The sequence below is a fragment of the Ottowia pentelensis genome (assembly GCF_964341695.1).
This window is the reverse complement of record NZ_OZ224513.1, coordinates 2,168,256-2,194,160: the sequence shown is the minus strand read 5'-3', so window position 1 is coordinate 2,194,160 and position 25,905 is coordinate 2,168,256. Positions and strand designations below refer to the sequence as shown.

Below are 25,905 nucleotides of genomic sequence, written 5' to 3'. Positions count from 1 at the left end.
TCAGTGCCTTCGGGCGGCCGGGCGGCACTGACATGCTCAAGCACATCGTGATGTGGACATTGGCCGACCAGAACAAGGCCGCCAACCTGGCGCAGGCCAAGACCCTGCTGGAAGGCTGCGCCGACCTGGTGCCCGGCATGGGCCGGCTCGAAGTGGCCGGTGCCACGCCGGGACTGGACTGCACCTGTGACCTGGTGCTGTACAGCGAGTTCGACGACCGCGCCGCGCTCGACGCCTACCAGGTGCATCCCAAGCATGCGCCGGTCAAGGCCTTCCTGCGCTCGGTGGTCGTTGCGCGCCAGTGCATGGATTACGAAACCTGAAACCGGAGGACTTGCGATGGCACGTACCGTTCAACAACTGTTCGACCTGAAGGGCCAGACCGCCCTGATCACCGGCGGCTCGCGCGGTCTGGGCCTGTACATGGCGCATGCGCTGGGCGAGGCCGGCGCGCGCATCATGCTCAGCTCGCGCAAGGCCGACGACCTGGAGCAGGCCACGGCCGAGCTGCAGGCCGCCGGCATCGACGCGCGCTGGATCGCCGCCGACTGCGCCAAGGAGGACGACACGCGCCGGCTGGCCGACGAAACCCTGCAGCGCATGGGCGCCATCGACATCCTGGTCAACAACGCCGGCGCCACCTGGGGCGCACCGGCCGAGGAGCACCCCGTCGCCGCCTGGGACAAGGTGATGAACCTCAACGTGCGCGGCTACTTCATCCTCAGCCAGCAGGTGGCCAACGGTTGCATGATCGCCCGGCGGCGCGGGCGCATCATCAACGTCTCGTCCATCGCCGGGCTCAACGGCAACCCGCTGGGCATGAAGACCATTGCCTACAACACCTCCAAGACGGCGGTCATCGGCTTCACCCGCGCGCTGGCGGCCGAATGGGGGCGCTTCGGCATCACCGTCAACGCCATCTGCCCGGGCTTTTTCCGCACCAAGATGGCCACCTACCTGATCGACGAGCTGGGCGAGGACAACATGACCGCCGGTGCGCCGCTGGGCCGCCTGGGCGACGACGAGGACCTGAAGGGCATCACCCTGCTGTACGCCAGCGAGGCCGGCAAGCACATCACCGGCCAGTGGCTGGCGGTGGACGGCGGCGTGAGCGTGGTGCTGGGGGCCGCATGATCGCGGAACGTGCATGAGCGCGCCGGGCCGCTCCCAAGCGCGCGTCCCGCAGCGCGCAGCGCGGAGGGTCGTGCCGTGAGCCTCGGGTTTCACGCCAGCATCCCGTTTGCCGATCACCTGGGCTTCACGCTCGAGCGCTTCGAGGGTGGCGAGTCCACCTTGCACTTTCTGCCCCGGCCCGAGCACTGCAACTCGTTCGGCGTGGCGCACGGCGGCGCGCTGATGACTTTTCTGGACGTCATCATGGCCACCGCCGCACGCAGCGTGCAGCCCGATTCGGGCGCGGTCACCATCGAGATGAAGAGCAGCTTCATGCGGCCGGCGCCGGTCGCGGCCGGCGCCGCCCTGGTCGGGCGCGGGCGCCTGCTGCACCGCACGCGCAGCCTGGCCTTCGTCGAGGGCTCGGTATTCGCTCCCGGCGGCGAGCTGTGCGCGCACGCCACCGGCACCTTCAAGTACGTGGCGGCGCGCGCCGCCACCATTCCAACCGATTGACCGGAGACCCTTATGCCCACCAACCGCCAGATCCTGCTCGACAACCGCCCCCAGGGCGAGGCCACGCTGGCCAACTTCAAGCTGGTCAGCACCGAAACCCCGGCACTGCAGGACGGCCAGGTGCTGGTGCGCCATCACTACCTGAGCCTGGACCCCTACATGCGCGGGCGCATGAACGACGCCAAGAGCTACGCCGCCTGCCAGCCGCTGGGCCAGGTGTTCCAGGGCGGCACGGTGGGCGAGGTGGTCGAGAGCCGCCACCCCAGGTTCGCCGTCGGTGACAAGGTCGTCGGCTACGGCGGCTGGCAGGAATACAGCGTGGTCGACGCCAACCAGCCCGGCATGCTGAAGAAGGTGGACACCACCCGCGTGCCGCTGTCGCACTACCTGGGCGCGGTTGGCATGCCGGGCGTGACGGCCTGGTACGGCCTGAACAAGATCATCGCGCCCAAGGCCGGCCAGACGCTCACCGTCACCGCCGCCTCGGGCGCCGTGGGCAGCGCCTTCGGCGCGCTGGCCAGGGCGCGCGGCTGCCGCGTGGTCGGCATCGCCGGCGGGCCGGACAAGTGCCGATACGTCACCGACGAGCTGGGCTTCGACGCCTGCATCGACTACCGCCAGCATGGCGACGTGAAAAGCATGAGTGCCGCGCTCAAGGCCGAGTGCCCCGACGGCATCGACGGCCACTTCGAGAACGTGGGTGGCTACATCCTGGATGCGGTCCTGCTGCGCACCAACGCGTTTGCGCGCATCGCCCTGTGCGGCATGATCGCCGGCTACGACGGCCAGCCCCTGCCCATGGCCAACCCGGCGCTGCTGCTCATCAACCGCATCCGGTTGGAGGGCTTCATCGTCAGCGAGCACATGGACGTCTGGCCCGAGGCGCTGGCCGAGCTGGGCCAACTGGTGGGCTCGGGCAAGCTGCGCCCGCGCGAGAGCATCGCCCAGGGCATCGAATCCGCGCCGCAAGCCTTCCTGGGTTTGCTCAAGGGCAAGAACTTCGGCAAGCAACTGGTCAAAATGGTCTGATCCGCCGCCAGGAGAGCCGACATGACCCACGCCACGCACGAAGTCTTCAACCAGCCGCTGCCGCTGGCCGACGTCAACCTGTTCGACATCAACCAGCCGCTGCAAGATGCGGTCAGGTTCAACGCACCCGGCTTGGACACCGGCGCGCTGCGCGAGCTGGGCCGCCTGGCCGGCTCGGCCGAGATGCAGAACCACGCGCGCCTGGCCAACGTGCACACGCCCGAGCTGCGCAGCTTCGACCCTTACGGCCACCGCATCGACGAGGTGGAGTTTCACCCCAGCTACCACGCGCTGATGGGCGCGGCCACGGCGGCCGGCCTGCATGGCACACCCTGGTCGGGCGCCGGCAGCAATCCGCATGTGCTGCGCGCCGTCAGCTTCATGCTGTTCACCGAGCTGGAGCCCTCCATCCTGTGCCCCATCTCGATGACCTACGCCGTCACCCCGGCGCTGCAAGAGAACGCCGCCGTCTATGCCGACTGGGGCCCCAGGCTGACCAGCCGCGCCTATGACCCGGCGCTGAAGGTCTACAAGGACAAGCCCGGCGTGACCATGGGCATGGGCATGACCGAGAAGCAGGGCGGCTCGGACGTGCGCGCCAACACCAGTCAGGCCGTGCCCGATGGGCGCGACGCCTGGGGCGAGCGCTATCGCATCACCGGTCACAAGTGGTTTTTCTCGGCGCCCATGTGCGACGCCTTTCTGGTGCTGGCGCAGGCGGCCGACGGTCTGACCTGCTTCTTTTTGCCGCGCGTATTGCCGGATGGCAGCCGCAACGGCCTGCGCATCCAGCGCCTGAAGGACAAGCTGGGCAACAAGGCCAACGCCAGCTCCGAGGTCGAGTTTCAGGACGCCCTGGCCTGGCGCGTGGGCGACGAGGGCCGCGGCGTGCCGCAAATCCTGGAGATGGGCACGCGCACGCGGCTGGACTGCAGCCTGGGCACCAGCGCGCTGATGCGCCAGGCGCTTGCCATCGCCATCCACCACACGCGCCAGCGCAAGGCCTTCGGCAAGTTCCTGATCGAGCAGCCGCTGATGAAGAACGTGCTGGCCGACCTGGCGCTGGAGAGCGAAGCCGCCACCGCGCTGGCGCTGCGCCTGGCGCGCGCCTTCGAGCGCCACGACGACGCGCACGAGCGCCTGATCGCCCGCGTGCTCACGCCCGTGGCCAAGTTCTGGATCTGCAAGCGCGGCAGCCACTTCAGCGAAGAAGCCATGGAATGCATGGGCGGCAACGGCTACGTCGAAGAGGACGGCCACGGCATCCAGGCGCGCATCTACCGCGAAATGCCGGTCAACTCGATCTGGGAGGGCGCCGGCAACATCATGGCCATCGACCTGCTGCGCGCCCTGCGCAAGGGCGACGTGGCCGGCGCGCTGCAGGCCGAGTTGGCCCCCGCGCGCGGCGCGCACGCCGCGCTCGACCGCATGATCGATGCGCTGCCCACCCGCATCGACGCCTTGGCCAACGAGACCGAGGCGCGCCGCCTGGCGCAGGACGTGGCGCTGGCCCTGCAGGGCGCGCTGCTGGCGCAAACCGCGCCGGCCGCGGTGACGGATGCCTTCTGCGCCTCGCGCCTGGGCGGCGACTGGGGTCAGGCCTTCGGCACGCTGTCGGCCAGCGCCAACATGGACGCCATCGTGAAGCGCGCGATGCCCTGATATATGAATACCGGGATACCGAACGCAGAGGACGCAAAGGATTCGCAGAGGGCGCAAAAGAGAACAAGAAATTTTGATGAAATTTGGCTGTAACCCGCATGCAGTCAGCGTGACAAGCTATATTTGTAATAGTAATTTAATGGGTATTTTTTGCGTCCTCTGCGATTTTTTTGCGTCCTCTGCGTCCGGCTGTTCAAGCCTTTCATTCCCTAAAAAGACCACGCCATGATTCAAGACTTCCAAGGCAAGACCGCCGTGCTGACCGGCGCCGGCTCGGGCTTCGGGCTGGAATGCGCGCGCATCGGCGCCGCGCGCGGCATGAACCTGGTGCTGGTCGACGTGCAGCCCGATGCGCTGGACCAGGCCGAGGCCGAGATGAAGGCCGCCGGCGTCCAGGTCATGGCGCGTCGGGTCGACGTGTCCGATGCGACACAAATGGAGGCGCTGGCGGCTGACGTGAAAGCACGCTTCGGCGCGCCGCACTTCGTGTTCAACAACGCCGGCGTGGGCGCGGGCGGCCTGGTGTGGGAAAACACCGTCGCCGACTGGAACTGGGTGCTGGGCGTGGACCTGTGGGGCGTGATCCACGGCGTGCGCCTGTTCGTGCCCATGATGCTGGAGGCCGCCGCGCAAGACCCCGCGTATCGCGGCCACGTCACCAACACCGCCAGCATGGCCGGCCTGCTGACGCCGCCCAACATGGGCATATACAACGCCGCCAAGGCCGCCGTGGTGAGTCTGACCGAAACGATGTACCAGGACCTGCGCCTGGTTACCGACCAGGTCGGCGCCAGCCTGCTGTGCCCCTACTTCGTGCCCACCGGCATCAGCCACAGCGAGCGCAACCGGCCGCAGGACGGCGCGGCATCCCAGGCCTTGACCAAGAGCCAGCAGATCGGTCAGGCCATGACCGAAAAGGCCGTCACCAGCGGCAAGATCACCGCCGCCGAGGTGGCGCACAAGGTCTTCAAGGCCATCACGGCCAACCAGTTCTACGTCTTCAGCCACGAAAGCCCCAAGGCGCTGGGCAACGTCACGCATCGCATGCAGAACATCGTGGCCATGCAGAACCCGGCCGATCCGTTTCTGGAAACCCCCGAGATCGGCGCGCGCCTGCGCCAGCAGTTGCGCGGCGGGTAAACGCTCAGCGCTCGACCTGCGTCAGCTGCCGCCGCCAGAAGGCCGGCATCAGGTCGAACAGCGGCGTGGGGTCGCGCTGCATCATTTGCGTGTTTTGGGCCGGCAGGGGTGCGATGTTGGCCAGCGGGTCCACGTAGGCCAGTTGCTCCATCCAGCGGATGTTGATCTTGCCGTCCGGCAGTGGACGAGAGTCGATCAACTCCAGCATGTGCCTGGCTTGCTGGCTGCCGCGGCTGGCCGCCAGTTGGTAGTAGTGGATCGCCTCGGCAAAATTGGCCTGCGTGCCCGGCCGGCGGTGATAGCCCTGTGCCTTGGCCAAGGCCGCCTGCGCGTCGGCGTTGGGGGTGGGCGAGGGGCCGGTCGAGCGCTCCGGCGCGCCGCGGTCGTTCTTGAGGATCTGCAGGTTGGTTTCGGCCGCGCGCGACCGGGAACTTGCGCGCTCGAAGAAGCGCAGCGCCTCGGCGCTTCGTTGCTCGTCCGCCGCCATGATGCCCAGCTCCAGATTGGCCTGCACGTCGCACGCCGCCGCCGTCTGCTGCAGCAGGGCCAGGTCGGGCACGCCAGGCGCCAGCGCCTGGCCCAGGCGGTTGCTGGCCAGCTGCGCCGGTGCCTCGCGCGAGGCCAGCACCCAGGCCAGATAGTCTGCCCGCACCGGGTGCTGGCGGCGCAGCAGGGCGATGTTGCGCTTCGCCTCGTCGACCCGGGGCGGACCCACGCAGCCATCGATGGCGCACCACGCCAGGCCAGCGTAGGCCCAGGGCTCGCGGCCCAACCGCGCCGCGCGCTGAAACCACAGCAGCGCCAGCGCCGCGTCGCGCCGCACGCCCGCGCCATGCAGATAGATCAAGCCCAGTTCCCACGCCGCCCGTGCCGAAGCAGGCGTGCTGCCAAAGCTTTTCGATTCCTCGGCCTGCAGCTTCAGGCGCTCCAGTTGACGCGCAACCTCCGTCGACTGTGCACCGCGCGGCGCCAACGCTTGCACGGTGGACGGCAGGGACTCCACTGGCGTTGCCCGCCCCAAAGCCGGCACGAACTGGGTCGCCAAGGCGATCACGGCGATCGGCAATACGGCCGGCGCGCTGCGCAACGAAGCCGCTTGGGGCCACGGCGATGTCGCAGGCCGCGGGCCGAGGCCACGGGCTGCGGACCCTTGCTGTGCCGCACCCAAGGCGACGAAGGCAAGCGGTTTGATGACCAGGTCCTCCAAAGATGCCGAACGAAACGGGATCCGGTCGACGGGGCTGGATCTCTTGATCGTGCCTCGACGCGGGCCGTCCACGCTTCGAGCCGAGTGGGACGTCATGCGCGTTTTCGGCTTTGTCAAGACTCAGTGTGGGCGTCGCGATGGTCTATGCCAATCGCCATGTTGAGATACACCGCCTGCGGTACGCCGACCCGCCGAAGCCGGCGTAAAAAGGGGGCGCGGTGCAGGTTGTTGTTGAAACCGGCGCTTCGGAATGCAGAGCAGTGAGCATCTGTGAACTGGGTAGTTTCTAGTTGTATCTATTGCAAGAACATACACACATCGTGAAAATGTTATTTGATTTGGTTGCACACTTTCTGTTTCCTGAGTGCAAACACGCGACTCTGCGGCGAAAATCCCCAAGGTTTTCCCCTTGCACAGCGCGGTAGAGAACGCTGACTCGGAGGGATGGGTTACAAGTGTCACAACCTGCGGGTTGTAGGGAGAAAGACATGAACACCACCACGGATTGGTTGGGTTCGAGAGAACTCGGTGGCATCGCCAGCACCATGGCCACGGAGGCCACCACCTGGCCGCCCTTCTTGCGCGGCCAGCCCGATCACCCTGTTCGGGTGGTGATGATCGACGACGACCCCCACATGTGCCGGGTGATCGCGCAAGAACTGCTGGCCGATGCCCGCATCGACCTGGTGGCGCAGGCCAACTCGTTGCGCGAGGGGCGGCACATGGTGGCCCGGTACGACTTCGACGTCATGCTGGTGGACCTGAACCTGGGCGACGGCACCGGTTTCGAGCTGATCGAATACATGAAGAGCGCCCATCCGGTGGCCGAGGCGGTGGTGGTGTCGGCGATGGAAGACGAAGAGCACGCCATTCATGCCTTCGAGCTGGGCGCCACCGGCTATCTGGTCAAGGGCTCCTGGTTCGGCAACTTCGCGCAGGCGGTGCTGCACGTGGTCAATGGTGGCGCCACCGTCACGCCCAATCTGGCGCGGCGCCTGCTGCGCCGTTTGGGCGCGCACGGCGAAGGTGCGCTGGGGGCCGGCGCGGCCAGCCGGCATGCCCCCAGCGCCGAGCGCCTGTCCGAGCGCGAGCGCGAGATCCTGCGCCTGGTGGCCAGCGGCCACACCAGCTGCGAGATCGGGCGCGACCTGTCGATCAGCGCGCAAACCGTGAACACGCACATCAAGAACATCTACCGCAAGCTGCAGGTGCGCACGCGGGCGCAGGCAGCCACCCGGGCGTCGCAGTTCGGCCTGCTGTCCTGAAGGCCCCGGGGCCGCCGGCCCTGGGCGCGAAAGGCGCCAACGCCATGGACTTTTCCCTGCTGCTGCCTTGGGTGGCCATGCTGTCCTCGCTGGCCCTGGCGGGTTATGCGCTGGCGCGTGGGGTGCACCGCCGTCGGCGGCTGGATATCGTGTTCGGCGTCACCGCGCTGGCGTTTGCCGCGCTGGCCGTGCTGGACTTGGCTGCCGCCTACGGCTGGATCGGCCCGTCGACAAGGCGCCCGCTGACGCAGCTGGCTTACCAGCTGATGACGCTGGGCGTGATCGTCTTTTTGCTGTTGACGGCCCGTGGCTGGCGCCCGCCGCAGCAGCTGATCGTGGGGGCGCAGGCGGTGCTGGGCCTGGCCTTGATCGTGCGTGCGCCCGCGCCGCTGGGGCCGATGCCGGCCTGGGCCTTGTTCAACCTGCTGTGTGCGACCGTGTTGCTGATGTCGATGGTCTATGCGCTGGTGGCGCGCCGCGCGAGCGCGCCGGTCTGGATGGCGATGGTGGCGGCGCTGGCCAGCCTGAACGTGATGGTGGGGGATTTTCAGGTGGCCAAGGACGGGGTGCTGTCGGCGTCCTGGTCGCAGGTGCTGCTGCTGCTGATACTGCTGGCGCTGTGGCTGGCCTGCACGCGGCGCGTCCGCGCGTTCGCGCCGCCGGGCCCCGCTGCACCGGCACTGGACCGCCAGCGCCTGGCGCAGGATTTGCATGACGGCGTGGGCTCGCAACTGACCACCATCATCTCCGCACTGGGCGCCGGCACAGCCAAGGAGCGCTCGACCGCCGCGCTGCTGCAGGAGTGCCTGGTCGAGCTGAAGCTGCTGGTGGACGGCATGGACGAGGACGCGACCGTGCTCAGCCTGCTGGCCAGCCTGCGCTATCGCATCGAGCCGCTGCTGAGCGCCGCGCACATCCGCCTGCACTGGGCCGTGGCCGATGACGAGGAGCTGGAGCGCGTGACCGGCGACACCGCCCGCCAGGTGCTGCACCTGACGCAGGAGGCACTGGCCAACGTGCTGCGCCATTCCGGCGCCGACCAGGTGTCCATCACCTGCTGTGTCAGCAAGACCCGGCAGGCGCTGATGCTGGAGATCAACGACAACGGCGTCGGCCTGCCCGAGCCCGCGGATGCGCCCACCGGGCAGCGCCCCTGCGGCAAGGGCCTGCGCGGCATGCGCGCGCGCGCGCACCAGCTGGGCGGGCAGCTGCTGATCGAGTCCGCCCCGCACCGCGGCACCCGCCTGCGCATGCTGGTGCCGCTGATGAGCCTCGAAACCGAGGAGTCCTGACCGACGCCGCCGGGCCGCGCGCGTCGGGCGCTGTGGCAAACTCAGCGGCTTTTTGGCCCGCGCCTCGGCCTTTCGCCGCGCGGGCAAGCCCGGTTGTCATGCTCTCCATCGCCTCCCAGATCGCGTCCGAACTCAAGGTGCGCGAAGCCCAGGTCCAGTCCGCCATCGAGCTCATCGACGGCGGCGCCACGGTGCCTTTCATCGCCCGCTACCGCAAGGAGGCCACGGGCGGCCTGGACGACGTGCAGCTGCGCGAGCTGGACGCGCGCCTGGCCTACCTGCGCGAACTGCACGAGCGCCGCGCCGCGGTGCTGAAAAGCATTGACGAGCAGGGCAAGCTGACGCCCGCGCTGCGCGCCGCCATCGACGCCGCGCCCACCAAGCAGGAGCTGGAAGACCTGTACCTGCCCTACAAGCCCCGGCGCCGCACCAAGGGCCAGATCGCGCGCGAATTCGGCATCGAGCCGCTGGCCGACCGGCTGTGGGCCGACCCCACGCTCGACCCGCAGGCCGAGGCCCAGGCCTTCGTCAAGCCCGAGAAGGGCGAGGGCGGCGAGGACTTCACGACCACCACGGCCGTGCTCGACGGCGTGCGCGACATCCTGAGCGAGCGCTGGGCCGAAGATGCGGCGCTGGTGCAAAGCCTGCGCGAATGGCTGTGGGCCGAGGGCCTGCTGCAAAGCAAGCTGGCGGCGGGCAAGAACGAGAACGATGCCGAGGTCGCCAAGTTTCGCGACTACCACGACTACGACGAGCCCATCGGCCGCGTGCCCAGCCACCGCGCGCTGGCGGTGTTTCGGGGGCGGCAGCTGGGCATGCTGGAGGCCAAGCTGGTGTTGCCGGAGGCAGCCAGCCCCTCACCCCAACCCTCTCCCCAAAGGGGCGAGGGAGCCAACAGCCGAAGCGCCGCGCATGCACTCCCTCTCCCGCACGCGGGAGAGGGCAGGGGTGAGGGTACGGCCGGAATCAGGACCACGAGCCCCAGCCTCGCCGAAGGCCGCATCGCCCTGCACTTGGGCTGGTCGCACGGCGGCCGCCCGGCCGACGACCTGCTGCGCAAGTGCGTGTCCTGGACCTGGCGCGTCAAGCTCAGCCTGAGCACCGAGCGCGACCTGTTCGCGCGCCTGCGCGACGAGGCCGAGAAGGTGGCCATCAAGGTCTTCGCCGACAACCTGCGCGACGTGCTGCTGGCCGCGCCCGCCGGCCAGAAGGTGGTGATGGGGCTGGACCCCGGCATCCGCACCGGCGTCAAGGTGGCCGTGGTCGACGCCACCGGCAAGCTGCTCGACACCGCCACCGTCTACCCGCACGAGCCGCGCCGCGACTGGGACGGCGCCCTGCACACCCTCGGCCGGCTGGTCGCCCAGCACGGCGTGCAGCTGATCGCCATCGGCAACGGCACCGCCAGCCGCGAAACCGACAAGCTGGCGGGCGATCTCATCAAATTGATGCAAAATGAGGCTGCAGCGCCCGCCAGTCAAGCGCAAGCAGCTATACAAAAGATAGTTGTCAGCGAGGCCGGCGCCTCGGTCTACTCGGCCAGCGAATTCGCCAGCGCCGAGCTGCCCGACGTCGACGTCAGCCTGCGCGGCGCCGCCAGCATCGCACGCCGCCTGCAAGACCCGCTGGCCGAGCTGGTGAAGATCGACCCCAAGAGCATCGGCGTCGGCCAGTACCAGCACGACGTCAACCAGAGCGAGCTGGCGCGCACGCTGGACGCCGTGGTCGAGGACTGCGTCAACGGCGTGGGCGTGGACCTGAACACCGCCAGCAGCCCGCTGCTGGCGCGCGTGTCGGGCCTGTCGGGCACGGTGGCCAAGGCGGTGGTGCGCTGGCGCGAGCAGCACGGCGCCTTCACCAACCGCCAGCAGCTGCTGCAGGTCAGCGGCCTGGGGCCCAAGAGCTTCGAGCAAAGTGCGGGCTTTCTGCGCATCCGCGGCGGCGACAACCCGCTGGACATGACCGGCGTGCACCCCGAAACCTACGCCGTGGTCGAGCAGATCATCGTCAAGACCGGCAAGCCGGTCGACCAGCTGATGGGCCGCGCCGAGCAGATCAAGGCGCTCAAGCCCGAGGCCTTCGCCACGCCGCAGTTCGGCGCCGTCACCGTGCGCGACATCCTGGCCGAGCTGGAAAAGCCCGGGCGCGACCCGCGCGGCGACTTTCAGGTCGCGCGCTTCAACGACGGGGTGGAGTCGATCGGCGACCTGCGCGAGGGCATGGTGCTGGAGGGCACCGTCAGCAACGTGGCCCAGTTCGGCGCCTTCGTCGACCTGGGCGTGCACCAGGACGGCCTGGTGCACGTCAGCCAGCTGGCCAAGCGCTTCGTCGGCGACGCGCGCGAGGTCGTCAAGACCGGCCAGATCGTCAAGGTCAAGGTGCTGGAAGTCGACGTGCCGCGCGGGCGCATCGGCCTGACGATGAAGCTGGACGCGCCGTCGCCGCGCCGCGACGGCCCGCGCGAGAACCGCTTCGAGCACGCCGGCCGCGACACGCGCGGGCGCGGCGGCTTCGCGGGCGGGCAGGGCGCGCGTGGCGCCGCGCAGCCGCAGGGCGCCACCGCCATGGCGTCGGCCTTCGAGAAGCTCAAGGGTTTGCAAGCCAAATGAGGCTGTGACCGGCGCCGATCAAGCGCGGTCAGCTATCGATTAAATAGTTTTTCGTGCAGCTTCTCGAACGGCCGAAGTCGCGGCAAGCCCACGTGTCTTCAGGCCGGCTTGGGCGAGCGCCTGGTGCGCTGGGTCACGGCGGGCACAGCGCGGCGGCGCGTGCTGGGGTCGGGCGTCCGGGGCGCCAAGTCTTCGTCCGGTTCGGCTTCGGGTGCGTGTCGTGACAGGGCGCGCAGCGCCGTCGTGGCGTGGGCCGCGCCGGACATCAGGGCCAGCCAGCGGACGGTGAATCGGGTCAAGAGCAGGTGCATGGGGGTCTCCTTCATGCATCGGCTGAAAGGCCGCGGCGATGCGTGGGCGCAGCGGGCGGAGCGAACCGCAAGGGTGCGCTCCCTGTGTGAACGCCCTGTGACGACAAGGTTCCACCCGTGACGGCGAAGGGGTAAGCAGATGCGCGGGCTGTGTGCCCGGCAAAATGTTCATCCGACCCCATTTATCCTCACGCGCCCTTGGCCGGCACGTTGGTGAGCAGCGGGCCGAGCCCTTCGCCCATCGTCGGGTGCACCAGGATGGCGTCACGCAGCTTTTGATAGGGCAGGCCGGCCAGCATCGTCATCTGCACCGCCGCCACGACCTCGCCCGCTTCGGGGCCCAACATCATGAAGCCGACGATGCGCTCGTCGGCGCCGATCAGCGCCTTCATGAAGCCCTGCTGCTCGCCGATGGTGCGCGTGCGCAGCACGCCGCGCATCGGCAGCTTGGCCACGCGCACGGCGATGCCTTGCTGCTGCGCCTCGCGCTCGCTCAGGCCCACGCGCGCCAGCGGCGGGTCGGTGAACATGCAGTAGGGCACCAGCCGGCCGCGCGTGGAGCGCTGCCCGCCCGCCAGGTTGTCGCGGATGACGCGGAAATCGTCGAAGGACGCGTGCGTGAACTGCGGGCTGCCGGCGCATTCGCCGATCGCCCACACGCCCGGCGCGCTGGTCTCCAGCCGCTCGTTGACCTGGATGTAACCCCGCGCGCCCAGCTCGACACCGGCCAGCTCGAGGCCGATGCCGGCTGTGTTGGGCGTGCGCCCGGCCGCCACCAGGATGTCGCTGCCTTCGATGGCGCGCTCACCCGACGGCGTGCGCAGCTGCAGCCGGACGGCATCGCCCGATCGGCCTTCGACGCGCAGCGTTTCGGCCGACAGCACCAGCTCGATGCCGGCGTCGCTGAAGATCTGCAGCAGCTCGGCGCCCACGTCCGGGTCTTCGCGCGCCGCCAGCTGCGGCCCGTGCTCGATCACCGTGACCGCGCTGCCGAAGCGCCGGTACGCCTGGGCCAGCTCCAGCCCGACGTAGCCACCGCCCAGCACGATGAGGTGGCGCGGCGCGCGGTCCAGCTCCAGCGCCTCGATGTTGGTCATCGGCGCTGCCGCCGCCAGGCCCGGCACATCCGGGATCGCCGCGTGCGTGCCGACGTTGAGAAACACCCGATTGGCGGTCAGCGTGCGCGTGCCGCCGTCGTTCAGGCGCACGTCCAGCGTTTTGGGCGCGGTGAAGCGCCCCGCGCCCATGATCAACTCGGCGCCGCTGGCCTTGTAATTGCCCAGGTGCATGGTGATCAGGCCGTCGACCATCTCGCGCTTGCGCTGGCGCACTTGCGCCATGTCCACCGTCACCGGCCCGGTCTGCGTGCCGAAGCGGCTGGCGTGCCGGGCCAGGTCGGCCACCTTGGCGCTCCAGATCTCGTTCTTGCTGGGCAGGCAGTTGATGTTGGGGCACGAGCCGCCGATCCAGCGGCGCTCCACCACCGCCGTGCGCTGCCCGCTGCGCGCCAGGTGCCAGGCCAGGTATTTGCCGCCTTCGCCGCTGCCGAGGACAAGCGCGTCGAAGACTTCGGGTTGCGTCATGCTGAACTCCATGGCCGTGCGACTGCCGGCACTCGTCGAACGAGTCTACGCGCCTCGGTGCATTCGGTCTTGGGCGGCGCGCTCTTCTCGTTCGGCGGCGGTCACGCGTTCGTCGCGATTTCAGAGACACGAGGGGAGGGAAATGTTGATCTGACCCCATTCCCGCCGGGAACGGATGGAGGTGAGCGCTGCGGCGCCTGTCACTCACCGGACTCGCCGCGCACGCACTCGATCTCACAATGCGTCTTCATCCAGCGTCCTTTCTGCGTCGATTGATACAAAAACAGGAGCATTCGATGAAAGCCGTTCGCTACATCCAGGCGGGCCAGCCGCCGGAGATCGTCGATGTGCCACAGCCCACGCCCGGCCCCGGCCAGGTGCTGCTGCGCGTGGCCGGCGCCGGCGTGTGCCATTCCGACCTGCACGTGCTCGACCACGGCGGCTTCGCCCACCCCTTCACCCTGGGCCACGAGAACGCCGGCCACATCGCCGCGCTGGGTCAGGGCGTGGTGGGCTACAAGGAGGGCGACGCGGTGGCCGTCTACGGCCCCTGGGGCTGCGGCCACTGCCATGCCTGCCAGCGCTCGGCCGAAAACTATTGCCAGCACCACGCCAGCCTGCCCGCGATGGGCGGCGGCCTGGGCGCCGATGGCGGCATGGCCGAATACATGATCGTGCCCTCGCCGCGCCTGCTGGTGCCGCTGGGCACGCTCGACCCGGTGCAGGCCGCGCCGCTGTCCGACGCCGCCCTCACGCCCTACCACGCCATCAAGGCCGCGCTGCCCTGGCTCACGCCCGATGCCAGCGTGGTGGTGGTCGGCATCGGCGGGCTGGGCCACATGGCGGTGCAGATCCTGCGGGCGCTCACCCCGGCGCAACTCATTGCCTGCGACATCGACGACGCCAAGCTGGCACACGCCGCGCAGCTGGGCGCCCACCACACCGTGAACACGCGCGACGTCAAGGCCGCGCGCGAGGCCATCGCCGCCCTGGTGGGCGAGCGCGGCGCCGCGGTGGCGCTGGACTTCGTCGGTGCGCAAGCCACGGTCGATCTGTGCGCGCGCATCGTCGGCCGCGCCAGCCGCCTGACCATCGTCGGCCTGGGTGGCGGCGTGCTGCACTACGGTGCCAACCGGCCGCCCTACGGCTGCGAAGTCAGCGTGCCCTACTGGGGCACGCGCGCCGAGCTGATGGAAGTCATCGCCCTGGCCGAGGCCGGGCGCATCCACGCCGAAGTCGAAAGCTTCCCGCTGGAGCAGGCGCCGCAGGTGTACCAGCGGCTGCGCGAAGGGCGCATCCGCGGCCGGGCGGTGCTGCGGCCCTGACGCGCCCCCGCCCCGGCACTCTGAAAACAATCAGACCGAAGCCACGGCCCATCCATGCTTGCACGCCGGGCCGGCAATTGATGTTGAGGCGCGAGCCACCGATCCAGCGCCGCTACTCGTCGATCGAGTCTACGTGCCTCGGTGCATTCGGTCTTGGGCGGCGCCGCGTTCCTCGGCGGAACACACCGCTGGAACCAACCCGTGCGCGGAAAGCAGGCGTCGCCTGCTGCAGCACCTCGGGCGCAACGAAGGGCCGGAATGCACTGGATGAGGACGGGCTCTGCGCCGAGCGCTCAGCGGCGCTGGACATCAGGGCACCCGAATTTTGGAGCTTGGCGAATACTCGACGGCTTCAAGCGTCCGGCTAGTCGCCCGGCGAACCTGACTTGAAGACGGGCTCGGCCCACGGAAAAGTGCTGCGCCACGGAAGCGGCACAGCGCTGCAAGAGTGATAGCTGGTGGCGCTTGCTGCGCAAGGGCTGGCGGCCAAAAAATAGCTTGAAACTGGCGCGGTGCATGCCGGCAAAGCCCGGCGCAACGGCAAAACCCCCAAGGAGAAACCTTGGAGAAAAACGAAACGCTGGAATAAATGCGGGCTTGCATAAAGCGGGCGACAAAAGCGCAGCTTTTGGCGGTCCGCTGGAATAATGGGTTGGGTGACACCACTGGCTACTCACCAAATGCTTCAATGAGCACTTTTCGACGTTCTTCAAACAATGGTAGTATTTCGTGTTTCATTCGTGGGTCACCTTTGATGCGTGAAACAAACCTTGAAACGGTTAGATAAAGCTGATCGTCATCTTCCGCGTACTGCTCAAGGGCATTGGAAGCGACCAAATTCAATTTCTGAGGCCCGTATATCTCTTGCATCTCGTCGGGTAACGGGGCCTTTGAATCTTCCTCGAACGACTGGTGGAAAACCTTTTCCGCAGATGCAATGCATGTTTCCACCAGAGATGGGTTAACCCGCTCTCGAATGATCCCTCTCGCAACGCTGCCCATGATGAATGTCGTTTCGCAGGTGAGGACGCTTCCAGGAATTGCCGTTTTCCTGAAATTACTTGCGAAGTCCCAGTTGCGGTCTGGATCGGTAGCGAAGTGCATAAGGTTCCAGCTCCGAACATGCACATCTGGCAGTTCCTGAGCTTTTCGATTGAATGGCCACATCAGAACCCCCTTTTGAGATATTGCTTGTGTTGCCCAACGGCCAAGGTAAGCCGCCGCCGTAGGCGGTCGGCTTGACTGAAATGTTGGGATTTGATCATTACCGAAACGACTGTTTACAGATATCCGATTTTTCAAGGCTTGTCTGCAAAAATATGACCCCACGCACAATGGAAGGAAAAACTCTGCGATTCCGGCTTGTGTGTGCTCCTGAAAATTTAGAAGGTAGCCAGCGTAGCCAAACGACAGAACAGCTAAAAATGTGACGCCCCACACCTGCAAGAAAATAAGGGAACGTGCCTTCCAGCTTTCAGGGAAACGCACATTAGTTCTGTCAATAAAGCGACCCAACAAAGTTGCGACAAGCCCTAGAAACCAGGTTTGCACGAATTTGTACCACAGTGCTTCTATCATTTTTCCCTAATGCCCTGAGTTCAGCCGCCGCCGTAGGCGGTCGGCTGGGATGAACAGTTAGACCCAGAAGCCAAAACGGGTAACCCCAGCGTGACGACGGGCGCAAACTGCGAAAAAACACTGCGCCACCGAAGCGACGCAGCGCATGAAAAATGATAGCTGCTCGCGCTTGCTGTGCAATGGCCAGCGGCCAAAAAGGCTGAAAACTGGCGTAAGGCTCGCAGGCGAAGCCCGGAACAACGGCACGCAAGGCACTGAAAAGCGCTTGAGAAGCTGAATGCCGTTTGATAAACCATGGGCCAAATAAAGCGGATTTTCAGCGGGACTAACGCCTGAGTTAAGCCGAGCCGCGAAGCGGCTTCGGCTTGAATGAATTGTTAGACATCACCCGACTCAGCTGGAGTGCCCTTGTAGCTGTTGAGGATCTCTGCGAGGAACTTGTCGACACCCATAAGACCATCAATTGCCTCGTTGAGTGACATTGGGGTCCCGCGGCTAAGTACAAAGGAGGCTGCCATCCTGTCTCCGCCGAGAAGAAGCTCCAACGCCTCTCTAAGTATTACGGCAGGAACCTCAGGGGGAAACAGGTGCGTCACCTTTGAACGTAAGAACTCAAATCGGGGCGGAGTCAGCGGATATCGGCGTATGGAGTTTGCAGCAAGTTGAGAGAGGACCTGCGCGGTTGGGGTGGCAGCTATGGCGCCCAGGAGGCGCACGAGGTCTTGAGTAACCCGCGAGGCAAGGTCCTCGGGGGAAGAGAAGAAGTTGACGACATGACGCGCCTTAAGCCGCTGCTTGAAGGTACGCAGCTTGTCCGCGGAAACGCCGGTATCCACATGCTTTGGCAGGACGGGATGATTCTCCTCATCCATGACGTAGATGAGGCTCGGTAGGTGGATGGCCTGTGCCTCCTCATACTCGAGCTGAGTGAGAGACTTTCCGGAGGTTTCGTCTATGTGTCCGTACCGCATGCCAAACACACCGACATAGGCATTTGCTGACCTAACCAAGCGAAGACACTCTTCCTTTGGTGTTTCCGGCAATGCTCCAAAGAACTCCATCGCCTTTGAGTTGTGTTCCAGCCGGGTTATTGCATCGCGGACTAGAGCGCGATGGCGCTCAAGGTCGACGAAGGTAGAGCTTAGGAACACGGTTGCTGGCATGTGATGTCTAACTAAGATTAGACGACCAAGTCACAGGGCAACGAAGTCGATAAACCAAAACAAAAACTCCGATGCCGCAGCGGAGAACGGGAGCAATCGCTCGTTTAGCCAAACCTAAAAAATGGCGGATGATTTTGAATGGATCGTCTTGCCTGAAAAGCATTGTAGGTTCACGGACGAGCAGCCCCGGTGCTGATTTCTTCCGCCTTGCGCGCATCTGCGCGGCCAGCCAGCCGCCGATACACCGTCGCGCGGCTCACCCCCAGCGCCCGCGCGGCGTCGGCCACCCGGCCGCCGGCCTGGCGCACGGCCTGGTGGATCAGGTCGGCCTCGACCGCCTTCAACGAGCGCGTGGCCGTACGAGGTGCGCTTGGTGCCGGCTGCGCCGGGGCCTGTGCGGCGAGCTGCACGCGCAGGCCGGACCACAGGGGCACGCTGGCGGCTTCGCCCAGCCGGGCCAGGTCGAACAGCTGCGCCCAGGGCAGGGCGAACAGCTCGCTGGCGTGCAGGGGGGCCTGGGCCGCGCCGTGCAGGGCGGGCAGCATCTGGCGTGCGGTGGCGTTGGCGCCGGTGACCTGGCCGTCGGCGTCCAGGCACAGCAGGCCGGCGCCGGCGCCGCCGCCGCTGACCTGCCAACTGGCCGGCCAGGCCAGGCGCAGGCGCAGCGCGTGCGGGCGGGCCAGCACCAGCGCGTCTTCGATGTTCTGGGCCGACTGGGCCACCAGGTGCTTCAGTTCGGGCCGCTCGGGCACCTCCACGCCGGTCACGTCCAGCATGCCCAGGCAGGCGCCGTCGGGGCCGAACAGCGGGGCGCCGGCGCAGCTGTAGACGGCGGTGTCGTTGAAGAAGTGTTCGCCGCGGTGCAGCCACACCGGCGCGCGCTCGCCCAGGGCGGCGCCGATGGCGGTGGTGCCCACGCTGCGCTCGGACAGGTCCACCCCCACGCGGGCGATGGCGTGCATGGCGCGGTTGCGGTGGTCGATGGCGCCCGCCGTGTCGATGACGCAGCCCTGCGCGTCGGTCAGCAGCACGAAGTAGCGGATGGGCGCGATGACGGCGGCCAGGCGCTGCAGCTCGGGCCGGGCGGCGGCCAGCAGGGTGGCGTGGGCGTCTTGCGCGTCGGCGCGAGCGCGGGCGGGCACGGGGTCGAAGGTCACGCGCGACTGCGGCCGGTGGCCCAGCGCCAGGCAGCGGCGCCAGCTTTGCATGATCCAGGCGCGGTCGACCCAGGCGCTGGCCAGGGCTTCGGTCAGCTCGGTGCCTTCGGTCAGCAGGCTTTGCCGCGCCAGGGCGATCTGCTGCAGGCGCGGCTGGGCGGAGAAGGCGGGCAGGGCGTTCATCGCGGTGTCTCCGTGTCTCAAACTGAGAATAATCGGGCCGGGGGCTGAAAACCAAGGGTTTTGCCTAGGCACCCTGGAATGCGTTGTTCCAAGAATGACCGTTTTTACCCCAAGCTTGAAAACCCACCACGACAAGGAGATGCCCGCGATGAAAGTCGAGCTCAAGGTCAATGGCAAGGCGGTGTCGGCCGACGTGCCGCCCAACACGCTGCTGGTGCAGTTCATTCGCGAGCATTTGCGCCTGACGGGCACGCACGTGGGCTGCGACACGGCCCAGTGCGGCGCCTGCACGGTGATCGCCAATGGGCGCTCCATCAAGGCCTGCAACACGCTGGTGGCGCAGATGGCGGGGGCCGACATCACCACCATCGAGGGCGTGGCCGCGGCCGACGGCACGCTGCACCCGGTGCAGGCGGCGTTCAAGGAATGCCACGGCCTGCAATGCGGCTACTGCACGCCCGGCATGGTGATGAGCACGATCGACCTGCTCAAGCACCACCCCACGGCCACCGAGGGCGAAATCCGCAGCCTGCTGGAGGGCAACCTGTGCCGCTGCACGGGCTACCAGAACATCGTCGCCGCGGTGCAGACCGCGCAAAAGGCCCTGGCCGCCTGAGACCCCACACCAAGGCAAGGAGACACGACATGGGTGCCAATGAATTTGCCAAGCTGCCGCACATCGGCGAATCGCTCAAGCGCAAGGAAGACCTGCGCTTTCTGACCGGCGTGGGCAACTACACCGACGACATCGTGCAGGCGAACCAGAAGTACGCGTACTTCGTGCGCTCGCCGCACGCGCACGCCATCGTCAAGAAGGTGGACACCGCCGCCGCCAGCGCCATGCCGGGCGTGGCGCGCGTGTTCACCGGCGCCGACATCGACGGCAAGATGGGCGGGCTGCCCTGCGGCTGGCTCATCAGCAACCCCGACGGCACGCCGATGAAGGAGCCGCCGCACCCCATCCTGGCGATCAAGAAGGTGCGCTACGTGGGCGACCACGTGGCGATGGTGGTGGCCGACACGCTGCAGCAGGCCAAGGACGCGGCCGAGGCGGTCGAGGTCGACTACGAGGTGCTGGGCGCCGTGATCGACATGCGCAGCGCCGCCAAGGCCCCGGCGCTGCACGACGAGGCGCCCGACAACCACTGCTACAAGTGGACGCTGGGCGACAAGGCGGCGGTCGACGCCGCCTTTGCCGGCGCCGCGCACGTCACCCAGCTCGATTTGACCAACAACCGCCTGATCCCCAACGCGATGGAGCCGCGCGCCGTCAACGCCAGCTACAACCGCGGCACGGACGAGTCGGTGCTGTACGTGGCCAACCAGAACCCGCACGTCGAGCGCCTCTTGATGACCGCCTTCGTGCTGCAGTGGCCCGAGCACAAGGTGCGCGTGGTGGCGCCCGACGTGGGCGGCGGCTTCGGCTCCAAGATCTTCCTGTATGCCGAGGACGTGGCGGCCACCTGGGCGGCCAAGCAGCTCAATTGCGCCATCAAGTGGACGGCCGAGCGCAGCGAGTCTTTCGTCAGCGACGCGCACGGGCGCGACCACATCACCCACGCCGAAATGGCGATGGACAAGGACGGCAAGTTCCTGGCCCTGCGCGTGCACACCCACGCCAACCTGGGCGCCTACCTGTCGACCTTCGCCTCCAGCGTGCCCACCATCCTGTACGGCACCCTGCTGGCGGGGCAGTACGCCACGCCGCAGATCTATGTGGAGGTCGACGGCTGGTTCACCAGCACCGCGCCGGTCGACGCCTACCGCGGCGCGGGCCGGCCCGAGGCGGCCTACCTGATCGAGCGCATGGCCACCCGCTGCGCGTGGGAGCTGGGCTTGAGCCAGGACGAGATCCGCAAGCGCAACTTCGTCACCCAGTTTCCCTACCAGACGCCGGTGGCGCTGCAGTACGACACGGGCGACTTTCCCGCCTGCATGAACGAGGCGCAAAAGCTGGCCGACGTGGCCGGCTATGAGGCGCGCAAGAAGGCCAGCGAGGCCAAGGGCCTCAAGCGCGGCATCGGCTACAGCAGCTACATCGAGGCCTGCGGCCTGGCGCCCAGCAACATCGCCGGCGCCCTGGGCGCGCGCGCCGGCCTGTTCGAGGCCGGCGAGGTGCGCGTCAACCCCACCGGCAGCGTGACGGTGTTCACCGGCTCGCACAGCCACGGCCAGGGGCACGAAACCACCTTTGCGCAGCTGGTGGCCGCGCGGCTGGGCATCGACCCCGGCCAGGTCGACATCGTGCACGGCGACACCGGCCGCATCCCGTTCGGCATGGGCACCTACGGCAGCCGCTCGCTCAGCGTGGGCGGCACGGCCATCATGAAGGCGCTGGACAAGATCGAGGAAAAGGCCAAGAAGATCGCCGCGCACCTGATGGAGGCCAGCGACGCCGACATCGAGTTCAGCGGCGGCGAGTTCAAGGTCAAGGGCACCGACAAGAAGATTCCGTTTGCCCAGGTGGCGCTGACGGCCTATGTGCCGCACAACTACCCGCTGGACAAGCTGGAGCCCGGGCTGGACGAAACGGCCTTCTACGACCCGACCAACTTCACCTATCCCGCCGGCACCTACATCTGCGAGGTCGAGGTCGACCCGGCCACGGGCGTGGTGCGCGTCGACCGCTTCACCACCGTGGACGACTTCGGCGTCATCATCAACCCGATGATCGTCGAGGGCCAGGTGCACGGCGGCGTGGTGCAGGGCCTGGGCCAGGCGCTGCTGGAGCATGGCGTGTACGACCCCGAAAGCGGCCAGCTGCTGACCGGCAGCTACACCGACTACACCATGCCGCGTGCCGACGACTTCCCCCAGTTCAAGCTCGGCCACGTGTGCACGCCCTGCACCCACAACCCGATCGGCAGCAAGGGCTGCGGCGAAGCGGGCGCCATCGGCTCGCCGCCGGCGGTCATCAACGCCGTGCTCGACGCGCTGGCGCCGCTGGGCGTGAAAGACCTCGACATGCCCGCCACGCCGCACCGCGTATGGCAGGCCATTCAATCGGCCAAGGCCTGAAAGGAGCCCCTCATGTACGCATTCACCTATGAGCGCCCCGCCACCCAGGCCGACGCGCTGAAGCTGGCCCAGGCCGGCGGCAAGCTGCTGGCCGGCGGCCAGACCCTGCTGGCCTCGATGAAGCTGCGCCTGGCCGCGCCCGAGCAGCTGGTCGACCTGGCCGGCATCAAGGAGCTGCAGGGCATCCGCCGCGAGGCCGGCACGCTCACCATCGGCGCCATGACGCGCCACTGCGACGTGGCCGAGAGCGCCGAGGTGCGCGCCGACATCCCCGCGCTGGCCGAGCTGGCCAGCCACATCGGCGACAAGCAGGTGCGCGCCATGGGCACCCTCGGCGGCTCGGTGGCCAACAACGACCCGGCCGCCGACTACCCGGCCGCGCTGATGGCGCTGGGCGCCACGGTGCACACCAGCAAGCGCCAAATCAAGGCCGACGACTTCTTTCAGGGCCTGTTTGCCACCGCGCTGGAAGACGGCGAGCTGATCACCGCCATCGGCTTTCCCATTCCCAAGCGCGCGGCCTACGTCAAGTTCGCGCAGCCGGCCTCGCGCTTCGCGCTGATCGGCGTGTTCGTGGCGCAGGGCGACGGCGGCGTGCGCGTCGCGGTCACCGGCGGCGGCAACGGCGTGTTTCGCCACGCCGGCATGGAGGCGGCGCTGGGCCAGCAGTTCAGCCCCGACGCCGTGGCGGGCGTGAAGACCGACGAGGCCCAGATGTCCGGCGACCTGCACGGCTCGGCCGCCTACCGCGCCCACCTGGTCGGCGTGATGACCCAGCGCGCCGTGGCGCAGGCCCTGGCTTGAGGGGCCGATGTCTTCCTCCCTCTCCCTCCGGGAGAGGGCAGGGGTGAGGGCCAGCGGCCTTGATCGGGCCGCAGGATTTTAAGCCATTTCGGGCTCCAGCGCCCGCCCATCAAGCACGATAAGCTATCGTTTATATAGTTTCTGGCTTCACCGCCTCATCTGCCATGCCTGCTCCCTCGGCGCCTGCCCCGATCGCCTCCATCGACGCCCTGATCGCCGCGCTGCAAACCCAAGGCTACTTTGCCGACCGGCGCCTGGCCACGGCGGTGTTCTTGGCGCTCAAGCTGCAGCGCCCGCTGCTGCTGGAGGGCGAGCCCGGCGTCGGCAAGACCGAGCTGGCCAAGGCGCTGGCGCAGGTGCTGGGGCGCGAGCTGCTGCGCCTGCAGTGCTTCGACGGCCTGGAGCAGCGCGAGGCACTGTACGAGTGGAATTACGCCGCACAACTCTTGCATTTGAGAGCCGCAGAGGGAAGGGCGCCCGCCAGCGAGCTGGAGCAGGAGGTCTACCAGCCGCGCTACCTGGTGCGCCGCCCGCTGCTGCAGGCGCTGGAGGCGCCGCCGCCCGGCGCGCTGCTGCTGATCGACGAGGTGGACCGCGCTGACGAGCCCTTCGAGGCCTTCCTGCTCGAATACCTGGGCGAGTACCAGGTCAGCATTCCCGAGCTGGGCACGGTGCGCGCGGCGGTGCCGCCGGTGACCCTGCTCACCAGCAACCGCACGCGCGAGCTCAACGACGCCGTCAAGCGCCGCTGCCTGTACCACTGGCTGGACTACCCCGAGCGCGAGCGCGAGCTGGCCATCGTGCGCGCCCTGGTGCCCGAGGCGCCGCAACGGCTGGCCGACCAGGTCGCCGCCTTCGTGCAGCAGCTGCGCAGCGCGCCGTATGGCGAGCACTTTCAGCGCGCGCCGGGCATCGCCGAGACGGTGGAGTGGGCGCGCGCGCTGGTGGCGCTGGACACCGTCAACCTCGACCCCGAGGTGGTGCTGGACACCGCCGGCATCCTGTTCAAGCAGCGCGACGACGTGGCCGCGCTCGATCGCGCGTTGGCCGACGAGGCCCTGCAGGCGGCGCGCCAGGCCGCGTGACCGCAGACGCCGCCGTGTCCAGCGACCACGCCGTCTCGCAACTGGGCGACGCCCGCAGCGGCAAGCTGGCGGGCAACCTGAGCGCCTTCGGCCGCACGCTGCGGCGCGCCGGAGTGCGCGTCGACGCCTCGCGCATCGCGCTGGCGCAGCAGGCGGTGCAGTGGGTGGGCGTGGCGCACAAGAGCGACCTGAGCGCCGCGCTGGAGGCCGTGCTGGTCAGCCGCGAGCAGGACCGCGTGGTGTTCCGCGAGCTGTTCGACGCCTTTTTTCGCGACCCCGACCTGGCCAAGAAGCTGCTGGCGCAGATGCTGCCCACCGCCGAGGGCCGCGCCGCGCCGCCGCGCCAGCGCCCGCGGGTGCGCGAGGCGCTGGCCCCGCCCAAGGCCGCGCGCCCGGGCGAGCCGCCCAAGCCCGACCAGGAGGTGGACCTGGACGCCGCCATGACGGCCAGCGCGCTGGCGCGCCTGAAGACCGCCGACTTCAATCAATTGACGGCCAGCGAATACACCCTGGTCGAGCGCCTGGTGCGCGACATCCCGCTGCCGCTGCCCACCGTGGCCGCGCGCCGCACGCGCGCCGGCGGCCGTGGCGCGCGCGTGCACTGGGGGCGCACGCTGCGCCAGGCGGCGCAGACCGGCGGCGACGTGATGGCCATCACGCGTCTGCAGCGCCGCCGCCAGCCGCTGCCGCTGCTGGTGCTGATGGACGTGTCGGGCTCGATGGAGCGCTACACCCGGCTGCTGCTGGCCTTTCTGCACGCCGCCACCGCGCGCGCGCTGGTGGCCGGCCAGCGCCAGAGCATTCGCCCCGACGTGTTCGCCTTCGGCACGCGCCTGACCGATTTGAGCGCCAGCTTTCGCCAGGCCGACACCGACGCCATGCTGGTCGAGGCCGGCGCGCACATCCAAGACTATGCCGGCGGCACGCGCCTGGGCGAGTCGCTGGCCAGCCTGCATCGCCACCACGCGCGCCGGCTGGTGGGCCGGCGCACCCTGGTGCTGATCGTGAGCGACGGGCTGGACACCGGCGAGCCCGAGCTGCTGGCGCAGGAACTGGCCTGGCTCAGGCGCCACACGCGCCGCATCCTGTGGCTCAACCCGCTGCTGCGCTTCGACGGCTACCAGCCGCTGGCGCGCGGCGCGGCGGTGCTGCACCAGGCCTGCGACGGCACCCTGGCGGTGCACAATGTGACCAAGCTGAACGAGCTGGCCAGCGCGATCGCGGTACTCATGAAAAAATGAACGCACGAGGAGATTGAACATGGACATGCAAGGCTCGCGGCAACTGGCCGTCACGCAACAACAGGCTTGGGACGCGCTGAACGACCCCGAGGTGCTCAAGGCCTGCATCCCCGGCTGCGAGAGCATCGAGGCCACGGGCGAGAACGCCTATGCGCTGGTCAACGCGATCAAGGTCGGCCCGGTGGCGGCCAAGTTCAAGGGCGCCATCCAGCTCGCCGACATCCAGGCGCCCGGCAGCTACACCATCCACTTCGAGGGCAACGGCGGCATGGCTGGCTTCGGCAAGGGCAGCGCCAAGGTGGTGCTGACGCCCAACGACGCCGGCTGCGAGCTGGGCTACACCGTCAACGCCACGGTGGGCGGCAAGATCGCGCAGGTGGGCCAGCGCCTGATCGACGGCGTGGCCAAGTCCATGGCCGAGAGTTTTTTCCAGCGCTTCGACGAAGAGATGCAGCGTCGCCATCCGGCCGCCGAGGCGCCGGCGGGTGACGCCGCCGGCAACGCCAGCGCGGCGCCGGCGCGCGTGCCCGGCGGCGAGGCAGGCGTACCCGCCTGGGTGTGGGTGCTGGTGGCGATCGTGGTCATCGTCGCCGTGGGTTGGGCCTTGAAGTAGCCGAGGGCCGA

General features: G+C 67.9%; 24 protein-coding genes. 16 read left to right on the top strand and 8 right to left on the bottom strand.

The features are described 5' to 3' along the window. Positions 1 to 32: 32 nt before the first annotated feature. The 6 genes from ACWHMB_RS10735 to ACWHMB_RS10710 all read left to right on the top strand — a co-directional run bounded on the left by ACWHMB_RS10735 (position 33) and on the right by ACWHMB_RS10710 (position 5,460). Entirely contained in the window at positions 33 to 323 is a 291-nt protein-coding gene (locus ACWHMB_RS10735) for a Dabb family protein (protein ID WP_377484294.1), read from the top strand. 16 nt (positions 324 to 339) lie between these two features. Then, positions 340 to 1,134 (top strand): SDR family oxidoreductase, encoded by a 795-nt coding sequence (locus ACWHMB_RS10730; protein ID WP_377484296.1) that lies wholly within the window; start codon positions 340 to 342, stop codon positions 1,132 to 1,134. A gap of 75 nt (positions 1,135 to 1,209) precedes the next feature. After that, complete coding sequence (locus ACWHMB_RS10725) at positions 1,210 to 1,629, top strand: PaaI family thioesterase (protein WP_377484298.1); 420 nt, start codon at positions 1,210 to 1,212, stop codon at positions 1,627 to 1,629. 12 nt (positions 1,630 to 1,641) lie between these two features. Continuing rightward, positions 1,642 to 2,658 carry an NADP-dependent oxidoreductase gene (locus ACWHMB_RS10720; protein WP_293226763.1) on the top strand — a complete coding sequence of 339 codons (1,017 nt, stop codon included), beginning with the start codon at positions 1,642 to 1,644 and terminating at the stop codon, positions 2,656 to 2,658. Between the two features lie 21 nt (positions 2,659 to 2,679). Then, complete coding sequence (locus ACWHMB_RS10715; protein WP_447648531.1) at positions 2,680 to 4,320, top strand: isovaleryl-CoA dehydrogenase; 1,641 nt, start codon at positions 2,680 to 2,682, stop codon at positions 4,318 to 4,320. A 225-nt stretch (positions 4,321 to 4,545) separates the two neighbouring features. After that, the gene (locus ACWHMB_RS10710) at positions 4,546 to 5,460 is read left to right on the top strand and encodes an SDR family oxidoreductase (RefSeq protein WP_293226757.1); all 915 of its coding nucleotides are present in this window, start codon (positions 4,546 to 4,548) and stop codon (positions 5,458 to 5,460) included. 4 nt (positions 5,461 to 5,464) lie between these two features. Here ACWHMB_RS10710 and ACWHMB_RS10705 read toward each other — a convergent pair whose 3' ends face one another. Continuing rightward, positions 5,465 to 6,514 (bottom strand): hypothetical protein, encoded by a 1,050-nt coding sequence (locus tag ACWHMB_RS10705; protein ID WP_447648530.1) that lies wholly within the window; start codon positions 6,512 to 6,514, stop codon positions 5,465 to 5,467. A gap of 641 nt (positions 6,515 to 7,155) precedes the next feature. On the opposite strand from ACWHMB_RS10705, the gene ACWHMB_RS10700 reads away from it, so the two are divergent. The 3 genes from ACWHMB_RS10700 to ACWHMB_RS10690 all read left to right on the top strand — a co-directional run bounded on the left by ACWHMB_RS10700 (position 7,156) and on the right by ACWHMB_RS10690 (position 11,833). After that, complete coding sequence (locus ACWHMB_RS10700; RefSeq protein ID WP_377484303.1) at positions 7,156 to 7,932, top strand: LuxR C-terminal-related transcriptional regulator; 777 nt, start codon at positions 7,156 to 7,158, stop codon at positions 7,930 to 7,932. Between the two features lie 44 nt (positions 7,933 to 7,976). After that, positions 7,977 to 9,224, top strand: coding sequence for a sensor histidine kinase (locus ACWHMB_RS10695; RefSeq protein WP_293226752.1), 1,248 nt, complete (start codon positions 7,977 to 7,979; stop codon positions 9,222 to 9,224). A gap of 98 nt (positions 9,225 to 9,322) precedes the next feature. After that, entirely contained in the window at positions 9,323 to 11,833 is a 2,511-nt protein-coding gene (locus ACWHMB_RS10690) for a Tex family protein (RefSeq protein WP_377484306.1), read from the top strand. Between the two features lie 98 nt (positions 11,834 to 11,931). Here the strand turns inward: ACWHMB_RS10690 and ACWHMB_RS10685 are convergent, their stop codons facing one another. Further along, positions 11,932 to 12,144, bottom strand: a complete 213-nt coding sequence (locus ACWHMB_RS10685) for a hypothetical protein (protein ID WP_377484308.1) — start codon at positions 12,142 to 12,144, stop codon at positions 11,932 to 11,934. A 188-nt stretch (positions 12,145 to 12,332) separates the two neighbouring features. Continuing rightward, positions 12,333 to 13,727, bottom strand: a complete 1,395-nt coding sequence (locus tag ACWHMB_RS10680) for a mercuric reductase (RefSeq protein ID WP_377484310.1) — start codon at positions 13,725 to 13,727, stop codon at positions 12,333 to 12,335. A gap of 296 nt (positions 13,728 to 14,023) precedes the next feature. Between ACWHMB_RS10680 and ACWHMB_RS10675 the strand changes: the two genes are divergently transcribed. After that, entirely contained in the window at positions 14,024 to 15,052 is a 1,029-nt protein-coding gene (locus ACWHMB_RS10675; protein WP_377484312.1) for an NAD(P)-dependent alcohol dehydrogenase, read from the top strand. A 364-nt stretch (positions 15,053 to 15,416) separates the two neighbouring features. On the opposite strand, the gene ACWHMB_RS10670 is transcribed toward ACWHMB_RS10675, so the two are convergent. The 5 genes from ACWHMB_RS10670 to ACWHMB_RS10650 form a co-directional block, all read right to left on the bottom strand. Then, positions 15,417 to 15,542: a DUF1010 domain-containing protein gene (locus ACWHMB_RS10670; RefSeq protein ID WP_377542776.1), complete on the bottom strand. Its 126-nt coding sequence runs from the start codon at positions 15,540 to 15,542 to the stop codon at positions 15,417 to 15,419. A 179-nt stretch (positions 15,543 to 15,721) separates the two neighbouring features. Then, a complete protein-coding gene (locus ACWHMB_RS10665; protein WP_377484317.1) occupies positions 15,722 to 16,630 on the bottom strand; it encodes a hypothetical protein in 909 nt (302 codons plus the stop codon). 20 nt (positions 16,631 to 16,650) lie between these two features. Then, entirely contained in the window at positions 16,651 to 16,926 is a 276-nt protein-coding gene (locus ACWHMB_RS10660) for a DUF1010 domain-containing protein (protein ID WP_377484320.1), read from the bottom strand. A gap of 81 nt (positions 16,927 to 17,007) precedes the next feature. After that, positions 17,008 to 17,793, bottom strand: coding sequence for a DUF4062 domain-containing protein (locus ACWHMB_RS10655; protein WP_377484323.1), 786 nt, complete (start codon positions 17,791 to 17,793; stop codon positions 17,008 to 17,010). A 170-nt stretch (positions 17,794 to 17,963) separates the two neighbouring features. After that, a complete protein-coding gene (locus tag ACWHMB_RS10650) occupies positions 17,964 to 19,133 on the bottom strand; it encodes a helix-turn-helix domain-containing protein (protein ID WP_377484325.1) in 1,170 nt (389 codons plus the stop codon). A 148-nt stretch (positions 19,134 to 19,281) separates the two neighbouring features. Between ACWHMB_RS10650 and ACWHMB_RS10645 the strand changes: the two genes are divergently transcribed. From ACWHMB_RS10645 to ACWHMB_RS10620, 6 genes are all read left to right on the top strand, one after another. Next, positions 19,282 to 19,749: a (2Fe-2S)-binding protein gene (locus ACWHMB_RS10645; RefSeq protein ID WP_293226728.1), complete on the top strand. Its 468-nt coding sequence runs from the start codon at positions 19,282 to 19,284 to the stop codon at positions 19,747 to 19,749. A gap of 29 nt (positions 19,750 to 19,778) precedes the next feature. Continuing rightward, on the top strand, positions 19,779 to 22,151 hold the full coding sequence (locus ACWHMB_RS10640; protein WP_377484328.1) for a xanthine dehydrogenase family protein molybdopterin-binding subunit: 2,373 nt from the start codon (positions 19,779 to 19,781) through the stop codon (positions 22,149 to 22,151). A gap of 12 nt (positions 22,152 to 22,163) precedes the next feature. Then, the gene (locus ACWHMB_RS10635; protein ID WP_377484330.1) at positions 22,164 to 22,955 is read left to right on the top strand and encodes an FAD binding domain-containing protein; all 792 of its coding nucleotides are present in this window, start codon (positions 22,164 to 22,166) and stop codon (positions 22,953 to 22,955) included. A 164-nt stretch (positions 22,956 to 23,119) separates the two neighbouring features. Then, positions 23,120 to 24,040 (top strand): AAA family ATPase, encoded by a 921-nt coding sequence (locus tag ACWHMB_RS10630; protein WP_377484333.1) that lies wholly within the window; start codon positions 23,120 to 23,122, stop codon positions 24,038 to 24,040. Next, the gene (locus tag ACWHMB_RS10625) at positions 24,037 to 25,281 is read left to right on the top strand and encodes a vWA domain-containing protein (protein WP_377484335.1); all 1,245 of its coding nucleotides are present in this window, start codon (positions 24,037 to 24,039) and stop codon (positions 25,279 to 25,281) included. Before ACWHMB_RS10630 ends, ACWHMB_RS10625 begins: the two co-directional genes overlap by 4 nt. 19 nt (positions 25,282 to 25,300) lie before the next feature. Beyond that, positions 25,301 to 25,894: a CoxG family protein gene (locus ACWHMB_RS10620; protein ID WP_377484337.1), complete on the top strand. Its 594-nt coding sequence runs from the start codon at positions 25,301 to 25,303 to the stop codon at positions 25,892 to 25,894. The last annotated feature ends 11 nt before the right edge of the window (positions 25,895 to 25,905 follow it).

What these genes read in the sequence shown, in the direction of transcription:
- ACWHMB_RS10735 (WP_377484294.1), top strand. Translation starts at nt 33, where the DNA reads ATGCTCAAGCACATCGTGATGTGGACATTGGCCGACCAGAACAAGGCC.
- ACWHMB_RS10730 (WP_377484296.1), top strand. Translation starts at nt 340, where the DNA reads ATGGCACGTACCGTTCAACAACTGTTCGACCTGAAGGGCCAGACCGCC.
- ACWHMB_RS10720 (WP_293226763.1), top strand. Translation starts at nt 1,642, where the DNA reads ATGCCCACCAACCGCCAGATCCTGCTCGACAACCGCCCCCAGGGCGAG.
- ACWHMB_RS10715 (WP_447648531.1), top strand. Translation starts at nt 2,680, where the DNA reads ATGACCCACGCCACGCACGAAGTCTTCAACCAGCCGCTGCCGCTGGCC.
- ACWHMB_RS10710 (WP_293226757.1), top strand. Translation starts at nt 4,546, where the DNA reads ATGATTCAAGACTTCCAAGGCAAGACCGCCGTGCTGACCGGCGCCGGC.
- ACWHMB_RS10700 (WP_377484303.1), top strand. Translation starts at nt 7,156, where the DNA reads ATGAACACCACCACGGATTGGTTGGGTTCGAGAGAACTCGGTGGCATC.
- ACWHMB_RS10695 (WP_293226752.1), top strand. Translation starts at nt 7,977, where the DNA reads ATGGACTTTTCCCTGCTGCTGCCTTGGGTGGCCATGCTGTCCTCGCTG.
- ACWHMB_RS10690 (WP_377484306.1), top strand. Translation starts at nt 9,323, where the DNA reads ATGCTCTCCATCGCCTCCCAGATCGCGTCCGAACTCAAGGTGCGCGAA.
- ACWHMB_RS10685 (WP_377484308.1), bottom strand. Translation starts at nt 12,144, where the DNA reads ATGCACCTGCTCTTGACCCGATTCACCGTCCGCTGGCTGGCCCTGATG.
- ACWHMB_RS10680 (WP_377484310.1), bottom strand. Translation starts at nt 13,727, where the DNA reads ATGACGCAACCCGAAGTCTTCGACGCGCTTGTCCTCGGCAGCGGCGAA.
- ACWHMB_RS10675 (WP_377484312.1), top strand. Translation starts at nt 14,024, where the DNA reads ATGAAAGCCGTTCGCTACATCCAGGCGGGCCAGCCGCCGGAGATCGTC.
- ACWHMB_RS10665 (WP_377484317.1), bottom strand. Translation starts at nt 16,630, where the DNA reads ATGATAGAAGCACTGTGGTACAAATTCGTGCAAACCTGGTTTCTAGGG.
- ACWHMB_RS10660 (WP_377484320.1), bottom strand. Translation starts at nt 16,926, where the DNA reads ATGGTTTATCAAACGGCATTCAGCTTCTCAAGCGCTTTTCAGTGCCTT.
- ACWHMB_RS10655 (WP_377484323.1), bottom strand. Translation starts at nt 17,793, where the DNA reads ATGCCAGCAACCGTGTTCCTAAGCTCTACCTTCGTCGACCTTGAGCGC.
- ACWHMB_RS10650 (WP_377484325.1), bottom strand. Translation starts at nt 19,133, where the DNA reads ATGAACGCCCTGCCCGCCTTCTCCGCCCAGCCGCGCCTGCAGCAGATC.
- ACWHMB_RS10645 (WP_293226728.1), top strand. Translation starts at nt 19,282, where the DNA reads ATGAAAGTCGAGCTCAAGGTCAATGGCAAGGCGGTGTCGGCCGACGTG.
- ACWHMB_RS10640 (WP_377484328.1), top strand. Translation starts at nt 19,779, where the DNA reads ATGGGTGCCAATGAATTTGCCAAGCTGCCGCACATCGGCGAATCGCTC.
- ACWHMB_RS10635 (WP_377484330.1), top strand. Translation starts at nt 22,164, where the DNA reads ATGTACGCATTCACCTATGAGCGCCCCGCCACCCAGGCCGACGCGCTG.
- ACWHMB_RS10630 (WP_377484333.1), top strand. Translation starts at nt 23,120, where the DNA reads ATGCCTGCTCCCTCGGCGCCTGCCCCGATCGCCTCCATCGACGCCCTG.
- ACWHMB_RS10620 (WP_377484337.1), top strand. Translation starts at nt 25,301, where the DNA reads ATGGACATGCAAGGCTCGCGGCAACTGGCCGTCACGCAACAACAGGCT.